Source organism: Planktothrix sp. PLAVEN19ND (assembly GCF_057220675.1).
The window spans coordinates 4,950,158-4,964,767 of the sequence record NZ_CM170132.1; the positions used below are offsets into that span (position 1 = coordinate 4,950,158).

Below are 14,610 nucleotides of genomic sequence, written 5' to 3' on the forward strand. Positions count from 1 at the left end.
TAACTAATCCACTAAAAAATCCGTCAGAACTTCATCCGGCTCATCCTGATCATTGTCATCGGTTAACAGTTGGGAAAAAGTAGAACTAGGGGAAAGCGAAAGTTCCGGGATAACTATTTTTTCCAGAGCGACTATTTTAGCTTCTAACTTGGCAACTTTATTTAATAATGGTTTTAAAGATTCAACTTTTCCCTGTAAATCTAATAATTCTTTTTGGAGATTAAAATATTCCAAATCGACAGACTGACTACTCAAAAAAACTCGGGTTTTATCTAAATACTGACCAATGGCTTCTTGAACTAATTCTTCTAAGGAATGTCCGGTTTCCAGGGATAATTGATGGAGTTGTTCGGCCCATTCTGAAGAAACAGTTGTTTCTATTTTTGTATTATTTAAGCTCATGAATATTCAGGATTTTAACAAAGAACGGTCGGTCAAGTTTGGAGAAATTTAGGGGAATTTACTCTAGGATAAAAACACCCATTTAAGGTGAATAGGGACGAGGTAATGGTCAATAGGAAAGTATTTTATTGCCTATTGCCCATTCCCCATTCCCCATAGAAAATAATTGACCGTTAATTATGATCGGAATTCGGAAAAGTCCGCTTAAATTCTTCGATTAATTCGTCAATTTCTTCTAAGGCTTGATTAACGTCTATTCTAAGAGTTCCTAAATTGGGTTTTTCCAATAGCTTAACGAGGGATTCTCGTTTACCTTCAATTAAAGCAACTCTTTCTCTAATAGTATTGGCATCCATGTTTTTTTCCTCTCTCAGTAAATCAGTTATTAATTTAACATCCCACCGTCAACTATTCCAATATTAGATAACAGAGGATTTAAGTTAGAAAAACCCTGGGTCGGGAAGGAGAACTCCTCCTACTCTGGGTTATAAATTTATTATACCCTATGGAGATGATCAAATTGAATATAGAACCCCAAAAATAAAGTAGCCTATTCAAGTTCTTTGAGACGATCTAACACCTCTTGATAGGCAGCTTTTCGACCTAATTTATCATAAAGTTCAGCTGCTTTTTGAAAATCCGATCTCGCGTTAATTTTATTCTTCAATTTCAGATAAGCCAAAGCTCGATTATAATAGGCATCCGCAAAACCAGGATTTAAACGAATGGCTTCGGTATAATCCTCAATTGGATTAAGGCCACGAGTGGGTTCACCAATATTAGTGGCTAAAAGAGTCCGGGCAATTCCCCGATTAAAATAGGCTTCAGGAGTGTTAGGATTTAATTCAATCGCATGATTGAAAGCATAAATCGCATCCCAGGTTTCACCTTGATCTAATAAAGTTAAACCTTGAAAATAAAACGCCTGATAGGTTCGGGGAAAATCCAAGGAAACTGGGTTAGCTTCCGGTAGTTTTTCATCAATGACTAAATCCGATGATTTTAAGCCTGTTTCTAATAGTTTTGCGATAAATAAATTAATGGGAATAGCCGCATTGAATCCCGTTTTAATCGGAGCTACATCACCAGAACTGGTTTGGGCAAAGCCAAATTCCCCCTGGCCATGTAACCCCACTACCCGGCCTTCAGAATCGAAAACCGGCCCCCCACTCATGCCACTCCAAGTCACCGCTTGATAGCGTAAATTATAGCCTTCTGGACGATTTTTTGGGCGACTGGTAACTAATCCCGGGGATAATTCCGGTTCCCTTTCCACTCCAGTTAATCCCCCGGTTGCCGGATATCCATAAACATAAATCTGAGCACCAATAACCGCCTGTTCAGAATTACCTAATGTGGCAATTGGGTAGTTTTGAGAACTTTCAAATTGAATAATAGCTAAATCCGGTTCTTTATCATCATTTTGTAGCCGAACAATTTTTATCTGCGGATGACTATTTCCATCGGAGGTTCGCACACTATATTTAACATTTGGATCTTCTACAACATGATTCACCGTCAAAACCGTATAAACCCTGTTATTTTTAGCAATAATGACCCCAGACCCATCCCCTAACGGACTGTTAATTTGCACGGTAATGGGTTCGGCGATTTCTGCCACCTGTTGCGCCGTTTTTGCCAGGACAATTGCAGACTGACTGACAACCAGTGTGACAACCGTTGCTGTTCCCGTTAGCAGATAAAGAAGGGAATCAGATGAAAACGACCCTAAACCCATAATTTAACTCCTAGATATAAATTCCCTTGATTTGCCATTACCCGTTACCCGTTAAAAACTGGGACAAAATTCATCAGAGGACAATTTGATCAATAGACGCAAATTCACTGGATTTTGTTCATCATTTTTTTGACTTCTATCTTAAGTTAATCCCAATTAGACGAGCTTGCAAGTCGGGAAAAGATTACCTCAAAGGAGAATCACCCACTTGCTCAAAATTCCTAAATCAAAAAATACTTACCAAATTGTTTTGACAAATGGATAATTAAGAATCTTAGCATCGCAGGTGACAAGGGAAATTTCATAGCGTCGTGCGATCGCTACTAAAATTCTATCGGCTGGATCTTTGTGAAAAACCTCTGGTAGTTGTGTACTCGCTATGGCATCTATGGGTGATAAAGGTTCGATCACAACCCCCGAATGAGTTTGTGCTAACTGATCTCAGGCATAGGTTCATCAAAATCACTGGCAATAGTAATTGGTTTTCCCCTAAGTGGATAATGTTTTGTTATCGGTGTAGTTTGACAGGGGACAATTCTAACAATGGGTAAACCATACAACTTCAGATTGGTTTGTCGTCACCTCGTCAACAATCGTATTTAGGGAGAGATCAATTTCCTGTATATTGAGATATTTCATATCAGTAGCTATTCTCTAATAGATCTATCATTCTCCAAACTTCTGAAAACTATTTTATCCTAATTTGTCTCAAAAGTGGAATTACTCAACAGGAATTAACGACTAATCAGTCAATTTTAATTGAAATAGGGACAAGTGATTAATAATTGCTTGAGTTAATCCTTCTAGGGTATATTCTCGCGCTTCGATGTCTACCCGTCCCAACAGATTCATGCAGCTTTTAGAGGTTTGGGGGCCAATCGAAGCAATACAAATTGTATCTAAATAATCCGGGGTTAAAGCTTGTTCCGGTAGGGCTTGAATCAGTTGACAGAAATTCTTAACGGTTTTGGAACTGGCAAAAGTAATCACATCAATTTTTTGAGTTTGTAATGCCTCTAAAACTTCAGGCGAAATCCTCTCAGGACAACCGGATTCATAGGCAGCAACTTCTGTGATGATTGCTCCTTTTGCAGTTAATTCCTGTACTAAAATTTCCCGTCCTCCGGTTTCAACTCGGGGGAATAAAATTCTTTTTCCTTCTAGGGAATCGGGGAAATATTCAACTAGGGAATCCGCAATAAAATCCGGCGGAATAAAATCAGGTTTTAAATAACGTTCTTGTAAACTAGCGGCGGTTTTTTTACCGACTACGGCGATTTTAGTTTGACCTAAACTGCGGGTATCTTTCCCCAAGACAATTAATCGATTAAAAAAGTATTCTACTCCATTAGAAGATGTCAAAATTAACCAATCAAAACTATTTTCTAATTGTTCAATCGCTTGATCTAAACTCTCCCAACTCGACGGAGGGGTAATCACTAAAGCGGGCATTTCAATAACAATTGCTCCTTGAGCTTTTAATAAGTCACTTTGGAGACTGGATTGTTCGACGGAACGAGTTACTAATATAGTTTTACCAAATAGGGGTTGGTTCATAGTAGCCGAATTTAAAATAGAATTTTGAGGCAGTTTTTCCCGTTGCCAAGGGTATTGATCCGGGTTGATAAAATCGCGTAAACGGACGACTTCACCCACCACAATCACACAGGGAGATAGGGATTGATTGGCTGTTATTTCTACAATATCATTTAATCTGCCAACCCAAACTTTTTGTTGTGGACAACCGCCGGATTGAATAATAGCAATTGGGGTTTGAGGGAGTCGTTCATGGCGTAAGAGTTGATGAACAATTTCAGCTAAATTCCGTCCTCCCATTAGAATAACTAGGGTTTCTATCTGAGAAACAATTTGCCAATCTAAGGCTTCTAAATCATGGGCAGTTAGGACGGCAAAACAACGACTCATTACCTGGTCAGTTAGGGGAATATGGGCGAGGGTTGGAGCCGCCAAAGCCGAAGAAAGTCCGGGGATTACTTCAAATTTACATTCCGATTCAATTAAGGCTTGAATTTCCGATGTTGTTCGTCCAAAAATAAAAGGATCACCTCCTTTTAAACGAATTACTTGTTTTCCTAATTGACAATATTGAACTAATAATTGATTGATTTCAGTTTGGAGAGTGCTGGGTTTCCCACCTCGTTTTCCGACTTCCAATTTCAAACAATTTGTCGGAACTAAAGTTAAAATAGAATCATCGACTAAAGCATCATAAATTATGACTTCTGCTTGGGAAAGTAATTGTTGTGCTTGTAGGGTAAGATAGGCAATTTCCCCTAGCCCAGCCCCCATTAAATAAACTTTTCCAGTTGGGTTAATCATTGATAAATTTCATAAAAATTTGGGTTCAAATCTAATTTTATCCTAATTTCAGGGTGTGAAACTTTAAGAAGTGTCACAGGGGCGATCGCGATCTGAATATTTTTATCCATAATCGGGATTAAAAGAGAACAGGGAAATCCGACTTTTAAATAGAAAGCGCAAATAGGGTTGGGTCTTCCAAACCCTGCGGGTTTTTATCACAAATCCTATACGGATTGCCATATCATTAATTAGGATTAATCATCATGAGAGTTCAGTTTAATTATGGTTTTTTTGGTTTGGGATTAACCATCCTTTTGTTAATTTTGTTTAGTGTGTTACAATGGTTGCAAATTTCGGCGGGAACCTTTTTAGATTGGGTGATTGCCTGTGCCATTTTTTGGTGGTTATTATTAATTGTAACCGTTCCTTGGAATATTCATTTTGAAGCTAAAGAAGTTTTAGCCGAAGCCGAGGAATCGAAAAAAAAAGGGATTCCCGTTGAACCGAAACAAGTGGAATATGTCACCCAGTTAGCCCGACGTTCCCTGGGGGTGGCTTTGGGTTTACACTTAATATCTACTTTAGGACTTTATGGGTTAGCTTGGTCGGGAATTAGTCTGGTAGGTTATTTGGGTGCGGGGGCGGCTTTATTATTAACTATTTTACGGCCATCGGTGCGGGCTTACCAATATTTATCAATCCGATTATCCATGGTTCGCCGTCAAATTTCCTATCCCCGCGAGGACGTGGTAGAACTGCGAAATCGCTTTGAAACTGTAGAATTAACCTTGAAAGAATTACAAAGCCAATTGAATCTTAAATATGCGGATTCTTGGGCTTCTCAACAGGAACAAAGATGGCAAGCAACTCGTCAAGATTTCACCCGATTAACGGCGAATTTAGAATCCTTAAAATCCACTAATTTATCCGAACATGAGCGTTTAGAAAAAGAGGCTAAAAATGCGATCGCTCAATTAACCACCGATGGACAATTCCTTAATCATGTTAGAGAAATTATTCGATTTGTAAAAGAAGCCTAAAGATTGAGGGGAGAAAGGAAAATAATCAACCTTCTCCTTTTTTTGTGTCTTTGTATTTCCTTAAATTTCATACAGTCTTCTTAGCAAGGCTAAAATTTGATCGCCGTAGGTGGAATCATCTGACCATCTCCCGCTTAATTGCTGAACAAAAGGAGCAATTCCTCGGGTAACAAATTCAAAGCGAGGATCAACAATATCTTGGACTAAAGGTTCATAACTTGCATAAGCTTTTAGATGTTGAATATGGGCTCTAACTCCGATTTGAATTGTCTGGAAAGAAGCACTTTCGGCAGATCCACCCAAACTTCCTAAACCTCCAAAATTATTTTGTTCGGGTTTGAGAGTGCCGCCAAATTGTAGAAAGTTAGTTTCCAAACACATTTGAGAGAACGCAATATCATGATTCACACCTTCTATAGCCGCTTCTTCTCGATAAAATTTAGCAATTTCAGGCACGGTATTAAGCATCTGATAATCTTGAGTTTTGATAAACATAATTAGTTGAACTTCTGTGGTTAAACCATTGCCCATAATCTGATCCATTTGACTATTATAGGGACGAATATTAGAACGAAAAACCACACTTCGATTGGGATTATCCCAGCCCACAGAAATTCCAAAACTCTTGAAATCAACAGCCCGAATATAAACAATATTATTATATCTAATTCTTCTTACCCGAGCAGAAATTTGTGATAAATTCAATCCAAATTTATCGACTATATCAATTGGAATATAAGCATTTCCATTGACTAAAATTCCATTTTCCCCATAGCGACGACCATTAATATTAATCCCAATAGAACCATAAACTGGTGTACCTGGGGGAACGGTTGGAATAGGATTTGTTGAACTATTTCCTAACCAATCTGTCAGTCCATTAGCAATGCCAATCGCCATATCTTGACGTCGAGTTTGAATCAAAGCCCGATCAGTGGGATTGGTTAGAAATCCCAATTCCAGATAGAGGGAAGGAATAGCAATCCAACGGCAAAAAATTAAACTTCCTAAGCCAGTTTCGGTGTCCGGTTTTGTCCCTCGGTTGGGGAGTTGAGGCACTTGTTGAAGCAGGGATAATAATAGGGATTCCGCGTCTTGTTTTCGAGATTGATTGCCCGCAATATAAAAGGCTGTAGCCCCTCGAATTAGGGGGTTTGAGGAGCCTCCCATTTGCAATTCTAAAGCCCTATCTCCAGAGCGGGAATGGGTATTAATCCAATCAATGGTTTGAGTTTGACTCAAATCATCAGGAACCGCAATCACTTGTACACCCCGAGAGCGCAATTCACCGATGACTAAATCCCGAATCCGAATCATTTCTTGGGCTTCGGTTGTCCCCCCGGCAATTGTACCTGGGTCTCTTACACCATTTTCAAATCCTCCATGACCTGCGGATAAAAAAATTCTTGTCATTAGTTTATGCTCTCAATTTTAAGTTTAATATTAAGGTTAAATATTTTAATTCCCTTTATGGTTTTACACTGTAATCAGGTATTTGTCACCCTCGGTGATCCAAAAATGGAAATTTTGGTTGAGTTTTATGCTCAATTGTTGGGAATACAACCGTTAAATTATATTCCTAATCGTTATGCAGAATTTCAGTTACCGAGTTTGAAATTAGGAATTTTTCAACCTAAAGCCACCGATATTTCTGAATTTTCTCCGACGGGTAAAACTGGGATGAGTTTGTGTTTAGAAGTCCTAGATTTAGAACAAGCGATCGCCCATTTAAAAAATCTGGGATATCCGCCCCCGGGAGAAATCATCACGGCTGCCCATGGTCGAGAAATTTATGCTTATGATCCGATGGGAAACCGTTTAATTTTATATCAAATTTAGGGGAATTATTCACCCAATTAAATCCAAGAGGGTGTAAAGGCTCAGAATTAACAATAATATTGCCAGTTTTTGGGGGAGTTGTAGACTAGGGGAAGGAATCATCGCTTCCCTCACTAAAATCGAAGTAGATGATCCCGCGACATAACTCATGGACAGCACCAAATAGGGCCATTGTTGATTTCCCATCCAAATCAGGAGTAAAAAAAACCCTAATATTAACATTAGTAACTCAATAAATTGAGGGGGGTTATATTGGGTTGATAACACTAAAGTTTGCCACCAAAAATTCCAACGTCTGATCATGATTAATAATTATCTGAGCCAGGTTTGTTTTTGTAAATCGGATAAAGCTGTTTCTGTCTCTACCTGTTCAAATTGTTGATAAAACCGACTAACATTAAAAAAAGGATGGGGAGTTTCTAAGACAATAACGCGATCGCCCCATAGCTGCATAGAGGGAATTAATTCTAGTGGCGCCACGGGAACACAAATCCAAATTGCCAGGGGGTGATGAGCTTTCAATGCCTTTGCCGCCACGGCCATGGTCATTCCCGTGGCAATACCATCATCGACAATCAGGGCTAAAGCTCCATGGGGGTTAATCTCAGGACAGGCCGGAGAAAGCCGTTCCCACCCCTGCTGGGCTTTGGTCTGAGCCTGTTCCAACATCCTCTGTTGAAGCTCCAGATCCAGGGGTTTGCGTTTCGACCATAACACATGGCCATCGGAGGTGACCGCACCCAAGGCCAATTCGGGGTTATCGGGAAAGGTGATTTTTTTGGCCACAATCACACTCAAAGGAGCGTGCAACCCTTGAGCAATAGGCACAGCCACGGGTACACCCCCACGGGGTAAGGCATAGACAACAATTCTTATGTCCCGACTCGGATGTTCTAAACTCATCTGTAACAAAATTTCTTTTGCCAGTTCCTCACCCGCTTGAGTCCGATCTTTAAATATTGGTGTGAATAACATGATCTGCTTGCCCCCGACCATCGCATCATCTCTATGATGACTGTTGCCGTTGAGAGTTGCAACTTGAGAAATTCCCACGGGATGGAAAATAGTTGTAAATTGGGTATCGGTTAATCGTCAATACTCTAAATCCTACTCCCTTTAATTATGTCTGATCACGAACAATTGAGTTTATTTGATTTTAAAAATACTGAACCTGCTGCTCCGTCAACAAATTTGAATCGAGATTTAATTCCGACTGATGCCAAAATTGCGATTCCTGTAGGAACTTATCAAACCTTAGAAGAAATTGCTAACCATTGTAATCATTGTTATCGATGTGAATTAGGACAAAATCGTACCCATGCGGTCATTGGTCGAGGCAATATTCAAGCGCCAATTATGATTATTGGAGAAGCACCCGGGCAAAATGAAGATGAACAGGGTTTGCCCTTTGTCGGTCGGTCGGGACAACTATTAGAAAAAATTTTGGAATCCGTGGGTTTGAGTACAGAAAAAGAGGTTTATATTTCTAATGCCATTCGCTGTCGTCCGCCCAATAATCGCACCCCAACCCCAGCAGAAATCGAAGCCTGTAAACCGTATTTATTAGAACAAATTCGTTTAGTTAATCCTAAAATTATTTTATTAACTGGAGCAACGGCGGTTAAATCCTTGTTAGGAGATAAACGGGGTATCACTAAAATCAGGGGGCAATGGATGGAGTGGGAAGGGCGATTATGTATGCCCATTTTTCACCCCGCTTATTTATTAAGAAATCCTGCTAAGGAACCCGGATCTCCGAAATGGTTAATGTGGCAAGATATTCAGGAAGTTAATCATAAATTGAATGAATTAATCAATGGGTAATAATCGTAGTGAGGCGTTTACGCCTCTATTAGATCGTTGATTTAGCAGTTGGATAAACAACATCATGGGTCTTTCTATTCTAAGTTTAATTCGGTTAAGTTGCAGTTCCTTATTAGGTAATCCCGTTCGTTCTTTTCTATCGGGAATCGGGGTATTTATGGGGGTAGCCGCGGTGAGTGCAACCTTGCAGGTTAAAAATATTAGCACGGCGGTGATTAAGCAACAATTAGATGAACGAGATGCACCACAAATCGAAATATATACACCCTGGAGCCCGATTACAAAAGATCAGGCAAAAGTCGGTTTAGAAGATCTGACAGTTTTGCAAAAACAGTTGAAAGGGTTAAAATCTATCAGTGCCAATAATTGGATAGGTTCCCTATCAGTTTCTTTTGAAAATCAGCAAGCTAATCCTTTTTCTTTCGCTACAACTATAGATTTTTTAAACACATTAGGACGTAAATTAATTGCTGGAAGATCTTTTAATTCCAGTGACTTTGAAACCTATCAACCCGTAGTCATTATTGATCAATTTTTAGCCGATAAACTCTTTGGAAGTATAGATCCTTTAGGAAAAACTATTTATATTAATTTTAGGCCCTATGTTGTGGTTGGAATTGTTGTGACTAAACCGCTATGGAATGGGCAAGAACCCACAGGTGTTGTTTATCTTCCCATGGCTATTTATAGTGCAGTTACAGGACAAAAAAGCATTGATAGTTTGCTCTTACGTCCCTCTAAAATTGAAAATTTAGACCCGATGGGTAAACAGGCTAAAAAAATATTAGAAAAAAGGTTTATCGGCTATGAATTTGATTTTTCAAAGACGGCTGAAGACATTTTAGAACGGCAAAAAACCCTAGATTCTGTTTCTAAAGCGTTATTAGTAGTCGGTGCAATTTCTTTAATTGTGGGTGGAGTTGGAATTGCTAATATTACCATCGCCTCGGTAATAGAACGTACCCCAGAAATTGGACTGAGGCGGGCGGTGGGTGCGACCCAATTAGATATTATGTTACAGTTTATTTTAGAAGCAGCTATTTTGAGTTTTGTGGGAGGAACTATTGCGATTATTACGGTTCATGGCGCGACAGTTGTTGTGGCTAAACAATTTAAGTTGCCCTATGAATTTGAACAGAAAACGGCAGCACTGGCTCTAAGTTCCGCGATATTAGTTGGGGTAGGAGCCGGATTTTTCCCCGCTTTACGCGCCAGTCAACTTGACCCGGTAAAAGCGTTAAGAGGAGAATAAAAAACTATTAGAAACACCGCATTATGAGTCTTTCTGGTCTAAGTTTAATTAAATTAAGTTGTAGTTCCTTGTTAGGGAGTCCAGTCCGTTCTTTTCTATCAGGAATTGGGGTATTTATGGGGGTAGCTGCGGTGAGTGCAACCTTGCAAGTTAAAAATATTAGCACTGCGGTGATTGAGCAACAATTAGCTGAACGAGATGCTCCGCGAATTCTCATATTTCCAATGTGGAACCCAATCACAAAAACTTCCGCCAAACTGAGTTTAGATGACCTTACTGCTTTAAAAAAACAGTTAAAAGGGTTGAAATCCATTAGTGGTATGAGTTGGATGGATTCCTCGCAGATTGTTTTCCAGAATCAAGACGCTAGTCCTTCTGTTAGAGCTACAACTATCGATTTTTTAAATACATCAGGACGTAAATTAATTGCTGGACGTTCTTTTACCACCAATGATTTTGAAACCTATCAACCTGTCATTATTATTGACAAAGTTTTAAGGGATAAACTATTTGAGGAAATCAAGCCAATAGGAAAAACTGTTTATCTTGATTTCAGGCCTTATATTGTGATTGGAATTATTGAAAGTCAAGAAACTCAACAGGAAGAACCAAAAGGTGAAGTTTATCTTCCCATGGCAATTTATAGTGCAATTACAGGGGTAAAAAACATCAATAATTTGTGGTTACGCCCCTATAAAATTGAAGATTTAGAGCCTATGGGTAAACAATCTAAAAAAATATTAGAACAACGGTTTACCGGAGAAAAATTTTATGTTGCTAACACGGTTAGGAGAATTTTAGAACAGCAAAAAACCCTAGATTCTGTTTCTAAAGCGTTATTAGTTGTAGGTGCAATTTCTTTAATTGTAGGAGGAGTTGGTATTGCCAATATTACTATTGCTTCGGTGATAGAACGTACCCCAGAAATTGGATTAAGACGGGCGGTGGGTGCGACTCAATTAGATATTTTGTTGCAATTTATTTTAGAAGCCGCTATTTTAAGTTTTGTTGGGGGAACTATTGCTATTGTCACCGTTCATGGTGCAACAGTTGTTGTAGCTAAACAATTTAAGTTACCCTATGAATTTGAAAATAGAACGGCTATACTGGCTCTGAGTTCAGCTATATTAGTCGGGGTAGGAGCCGGATTTTTCCCTGCTTTACGCGCCAGTCAACTTGACCCCGTAAAAGCCTTAAAAGGAGAATAGGTAAGAATTAACAATTGAACACAAAATCAGGGATTAAGGGTTATGGAAGAACAGCATAATTTCGAGTTTGAGTCAGCAGTTAACTCGGAAAATTTAACTGAATCTGAATCGTTCAATTTTTTGCCTTTAGGAATTATTATAACTTTAATCTCCGGTGTAGGTGGGATAATTTTTATGGCCCTTCCCTCTCAACCGATTAATAATTCATCCTCTACAAAGTTAGAATTATTCTCTCCTCTAATTCCTTTGGTGCAACCTCCAACTAATTTTAATCCTGTTCCTCCCCCTGCTCCGATTAATTTTACCACAGGAAATTTAATGGCTCCACCTTCTATCAAATCTAACGATATTTTTGGAATTTTAGAAAATATCAACCCGAATAATAATTCAGTTATTGAATCAAAGAATTTGGAACAAAATATATATTTAACTCCTGATCCTGAATCTTTCAATATAGATAATTATTCGTTTAAAGTTGAGCCAGAGGAACCAAATCCTAGGGAAATGATAGAAAATAGTATGACCTCTCTAAATTTAACCGCTAATCGTCCCCAATATCAGAGGATAACTCAACAACCTCCAGAGGTTCAACCTTCCCCCCTGGTTCCGGTTGTTACTGAAACTGATGGCGTTGAATTGACCTTAAATGATGTGATTATTTTGGGTTTAGAAAATAACCGGACGATTAAAAATCAATATTTAGAACGCATTGTCCAACGTCAGGATTTAATCGTGGCTGAGGATAAATTTAATCCGAATTTTACTCCGAGTTTATCAATTAACTGGAGTGATATTAGTCAAAGAAATTCAACCGTGATGAGCAATGGTTTAAGGTTGTCAGCAGGATTAGTAATTAAAATTCCCACGGGGGGAGAGTTGAATATGGGTTGGGTTGGACAGCGACAACAACAAAATTATCAAGGTTCAGGAGGTTCGGATCGAGATGTTTTAAGACAAAATTTAGAATTAACTTTTAAACAACCTTTATTAAGGGGAGCTGGTCAAAGGGTTAACCGTGCTGATATTGAAATTGCCCGCATAACAGAAACCATTAATTTACTGGATTTAAAATTTACTTTGATTAATAAAATCACCGAAATAATTATATCCTATCGTAGTGTATTACAAGCTCAAGAACAAGTTAAAATTGCTTTGCAATCTTTAATAAATGCTAAAAAAGAAGTCGAAAATACTCAGGTTTTTATTGATGCTGGACGCAAACCCAGAGCCGATTTAATTACGGTAGAATCTCAGGTTGCTGATCGAGAAATAGCTTTATTAAGTTCTCGAAATAATTTAAAGCAACGACGACTGGATTTATTGGAATTATTAGATATTGATGAAGATGTTAATATCATGGCATCTGCAAACTTGGAAATTCAGCCCCCAACCTTAGATATTGATCGGATTAGACAGTCTATTTTTGAGCATCAACCCATTTATTTAAAAGCAAAATTGAATTTGGAAAATGCAAAAACACTATCGATTGTTGCTGAAAATAACCGCCGTTGGAATATTGATTTAGAAACAGTGGTTAGACATGATCCTGCACCAAATATTATTGATAATAGAACGGAATTAAGTGCCGGATTGACTTTTAGTAAAGCTCTGGGCGATCGCAGTATAGAGCGTGATTTTCAACGAAGTCGAGTTAACGTTTTAAAAGCAGAAAACGATTTAAAAGAAACTATCCAAAACGTTAATACTGAGGTGACTAAAAATTTACAAGATATTGAATTGAACCTTAAACAAGTTGAATTATATCAACGGGCAAAAGAGTTAGCTCAACAGCAACTGTTGAACCAAGTAGAGAAAATTAAGTTGGGTGTAGAGGGGGCGACACTTTTAGATCTCGTCCGGTTTCAAACTGACTTAGATGCAGCCAAAAATAACGAATTAAATGCTAAAATAGAGTATCTGAATGCCTTGACCAATTTAGAAAAAAACTTGGGAATCACCTTAGATACCTTGGGGATTATCCTAGAACAACAACCTGAACAAAATAATGAATGATTCCGCTCTGATTGAGTTAACCGTAGACAAGGAAAATTTACCCCAGGATAAACAGCATCGACGGTTAGATGTGTGGTTATCTCAACAGATTCCTGATCTATCTCGATCGCGGATTCAAACTTTAATTGGTGCTGGATGGGTGAAAATTAATCAACAGGTTTGTACCACTAAAAAAGTATCTGTGCAAGGTGGCGATCGCTTAGAAATTATTCTCCCACCCCCGGAACCTTTAGACTTAGAAGCAGTAGATATTCCCCTGGATATTTTATATGAAGATGATTGTCTGTTAATTCTGAATAAACCTGCGGGATTAGTCGTTCATCCCTCACCAGGACATCAGAATGATACCCTCGTTAATCGTTTATTAGCCCATTGTGATCACTTATCAGGAATTGGCGGGGTACAAAGACCCGGAATTGTGCATCGTTTAGATAAGGATACCACCGGGGCAATAGTGGTGGCTAAAACGGATTTTGCCCTGCAAAGTTTACAAGCTCAAATTAAATCTAAAACCGCCCGTCGGCAATATTTAGGGGTGGTTTATGGGGTTCCTAAAACCGAATCAGGAACCATTAATCAACCCATTGGTCGCCATCCGATTGATCGCAAAAAAATGGCAATTGTTCCCATAGAAAATAGTGGTCGGGAAGCGATTACCCATTGGCAAATACAAGAACGAATTGGGAACTATACGTTAATGTTATTTACCTTAGAAACCGGGCGCACCCATCAAATTCGGGTGCATAGTGCTTTCATGGGAAATCCGATTGTGGGCGACCCGGAATATAGTCGCGGAAAAGCGATTGGTGTGAATTTACCCGGACAGGCGCTTCATGCTTGGAAACTGACCTTAAACCATCCGATTTCAGGAGAAATAATTGAAGCGATCGCCCCGATGCCCCATTCCTTAAAAACCCTTTTAGAAATTTTACGCCGTCGTTAAAACCGTAGTGAGCCCTTGCTCTGTGAGAG

Annotated in this window: 14 protein-coding genes and 1 pseudogene; 7 read left to right on the plus strand and 8 right to left on the minus strand. The window is 38.9% G+C overall.

The annotated features are described in order from the left end of the window. Positions 1-3 precede the first annotated feature (3 nt). From AC2D3N_RS21285 to cobA, 5 genes and pseudogenes are all read right to left on the minus strand, one after another. Positions 4-402 carry a hypothetical protein gene (locus AC2D3N_RS21285; protein WP_079679919.1) on the minus strand — a complete coding sequence of 133 codons (399 nt, stop codon included), beginning with the start codon at positions 400-402 and terminating at the stop codon, positions 4-6. A 173-nt stretch (positions 403-575) separates the two neighbouring features. After that, positions 576-758 carry a hypothetical protein gene (locus AC2D3N_RS21290; RefSeq protein WP_079679920.1) on the minus strand — a complete coding sequence of 61 codons (183 nt, stop codon included), beginning with the start codon at positions 756-758 and terminating at the stop codon, positions 576-578. A gap of 194 nt (positions 759-952) precedes the next feature. Further along, positions 953-2,140 carry a trypsin-like peptidase domain-containing protein gene (locus tag AC2D3N_RS21295; protein WP_484692066.1) on the minus strand — a complete coding sequence of 396 codons (1,188 nt, stop codon included), beginning with the start codon at positions 2,138-2,140 and terminating at the stop codon, positions 953-955. A 237-nt stretch (positions 2,141-2,377) separates the two neighbouring features. Beyond that, positions 2,378-2,557, minus strand: a pseudogene (locus tag AC2D3N_RS21300) (PIN domain-containing protein); the annotation flags it as partial. A 324-nt stretch (positions 2,558-2,881) separates the two neighbouring features. Beyond that, complete coding sequence (gene cobA, locus AC2D3N_RS21305; protein ID WP_484692067.1) at positions 2,882-4,480, minus strand: uroporphyrinogen-III C-methyltransferase; 1,599 nt, start codon at positions 4,478-4,480, stop codon at positions 2,882-2,884. Positions 4,481-4,725: 245 nt separating this feature from the next. On the opposite strand from cobA, the gene AC2D3N_RS21310 reads away from it, so the two are divergent. Further along, entirely contained in the window at positions 4,726-5,502 is a 777-nt protein-coding gene (locus AC2D3N_RS21310; protein WP_079679924.1) for a hypothetical protein, read from the plus strand. Positions 5,503-5,562: 60 nt separating this feature from the next. On the opposite strand, the gene tftA is transcribed toward AC2D3N_RS21310, so the two are convergent. Further along, positions 5,563-6,915, minus strand: coding sequence for a hormogonium tapered terminus morphoprotein TftA (gene tftA, locus AC2D3N_RS21315; RefSeq protein ID WP_484692068.1), 1,353 nt, complete (start codon positions 6,913-6,915; stop codon positions 5,563-5,565). A 57-nt stretch (positions 6,916-6,972) separates the two neighbouring features. Here tftA and AC2D3N_RS21320 point away from each other — a divergent pair, with 57 nt between their 5' ends. After that, on the plus strand, positions 6,973-7,341 hold the full coding sequence (locus tag AC2D3N_RS21320; RefSeq protein ID WP_079679966.1) for a VOC family protein: 369 nt from the start codon (positions 6,973-6,975) through the stop codon (positions 7,339-7,341). A 9-nt stretch (positions 7,342-7,350) separates the two neighbouring features. Here AC2D3N_RS21320 and AC2D3N_RS21325 read toward each other — a convergent pair whose 3' ends face one another. Together AC2D3N_RS21325 and AC2D3N_RS21330 are read right to left on the minus strand one after the other, a co-directional pair. Further along, the gene (locus AC2D3N_RS21325) at positions 7,351-7,644 is read right to left on the minus strand and encodes a hypothetical protein (protein ID WP_484692069.1); all 294 of its coding nucleotides are present in this window, start codon (positions 7,642-7,644) and stop codon (positions 7,351-7,353) included. Positions 7,645-7,653: 9 nt separating this feature from the next. Beyond that, positions 7,654-8,394 (minus strand): phosphoribosyltransferase, encoded by a 741-nt coding sequence (locus AC2D3N_RS21330; RefSeq protein ID WP_339394365.1) that lies wholly within the window; start codon positions 8,392-8,394, stop codon positions 7,654-7,656. A gap of 69 nt (positions 8,395-8,463) precedes the next feature. Here AC2D3N_RS21330 and AC2D3N_RS21335 point away from each other — a divergent pair, with 69 nt between their 5' ends. The 5 genes from AC2D3N_RS21335 (at position 8,464) to AC2D3N_RS21355 (ending at position 14,581) form a co-directional block, all read left to right on the plus strand. Further along, a complete protein-coding gene (locus AC2D3N_RS21335) occupies positions 8,464-9,165 on the plus strand; it encodes a uracil-DNA glycosylase (protein ID WP_484692070.1) in 702 nt (233 codons plus the stop codon). A gap of 64 nt (positions 9,166-9,229) precedes the next feature. Continuing rightward, positions 9,230-10,417 carry an ABC transporter permease gene (locus AC2D3N_RS21340; protein WP_484692071.1) on the plus strand — a complete coding sequence of 396 codons (1,188 nt, stop codon included), beginning with the start codon at positions 9,230-9,232 and terminating at the stop codon, positions 10,415-10,417. Between the two features lie 23 nt (positions 10,418-10,440). Further along, on the plus strand, positions 10,441-11,625 hold the full coding sequence (locus AC2D3N_RS21345) for an ABC transporter permease (RefSeq protein WP_079679929.1): 1,185 nt from the start codon (positions 10,441-10,443) through the stop codon (positions 11,623-11,625). Between the two features lie 42 nt (positions 11,626-11,667). Continuing rightward, a complete protein-coding gene (locus AC2D3N_RS21350; protein WP_079679930.1) occupies positions 11,668-13,638 on the plus strand; it encodes a TolC family protein in 1,971 nt (656 codons plus the stop codon). Continuing rightward, positions 13,631-14,581, plus strand: coding sequence for an RluA family pseudouridine synthase (locus tag AC2D3N_RS21355; protein ID WP_079679931.1), 951 nt, complete (start codon positions 13,631-13,633; stop codon positions 14,579-14,581). The genes AC2D3N_RS21350 and AC2D3N_RS21355 overlap by 8 nt, the downstream gene beginning before the upstream one ends. The last annotated feature ends 29 nt before the right edge of the window (positions 14,582-14,610 follow it).

Coding starts and splice junctions, on each gene's coding strand:
- AC2D3N_RS21320 (WP_079679966.1), top strand. CDS start 6,973: ATGGTTTTACACTGTAATCAGGTATTTGTCACCCTCGGTGATCCAAAA.
- AC2D3N_RS21310 (WP_079679924.1), top strand. CDS start 4,726: ATGAGAGTTCAGTTTAATTATGGTTTTTTTGGTTTGGGATTAACCATC.
- AC2D3N_RS21290 (WP_079679920.1), bottom strand. CDS start 758: ATGGATGCCAATACTATTAGAGAAAGAGTTGCTTTAATTGAAGGTAAA.
- AC2D3N_RS21355 (WP_079679931.1), top strand. CDS start 13,631: ATGAATGATTCCGCTCTGATTGAGTTAACCGTAGACAAGGAAAATTTA.
- AC2D3N_RS21340 (WP_484692071.1), top strand. CDS start 9,230: ATGGGTCTTTCTATTCTAAGTTTAATTCGGTTAAGTTGCAGTTCCTTA.
- cobA (WP_484692067.1), bottom strand. CDS start 4,480: ATGATTAACCCAACTGGAAAAGTTTATTTAATGGGGGCTGGGCTAGGG.
- AC2D3N_RS21345 (WP_079679929.1), top strand. CDS start 10,441: ATGAGTCTTTCTGGTCTAAGTTTAATTAAATTAAGTTGTAGTTCCTTG.
- AC2D3N_RS21285 (WP_079679919.1), bottom strand. CDS start 402: ATGAGCTTAAATAATACAAAAATAGAAACAACTGTTTCTTCAGAATGG.
- AC2D3N_RS21325 (WP_484692069.1), bottom strand. CDS start 7,644: ATGATCAGACGTTGGAATTTTTGGTGGCAAACTTTAGTGTTATCAACC.
- AC2D3N_RS21295 (WP_484692066.1), bottom strand. CDS start 2,140: ATGGGTTTAGGGTCGTTTTCATCTGATTCCCTTCTTTATCTGCTAACG.
- tftA (WP_484692068.1), bottom strand. CDS start 6,915: ATGACAAGAATTTTTTTATCCGCAGGTCATGGAGGATTTGAAAATGGT.
- AC2D3N_RS21335 (WP_484692070.1), top strand. CDS start 8,464: ATGTCTGATCACGAACAATTGAGTTTATTTGATTTTAAAAATACTGAA.
- AC2D3N_RS21350 (WP_079679930.1), top strand. CDS start 11,668: ATGGAAGAACAGCATAATTTCGAGTTTGAGTCAGCAGTTAACTCGGAA.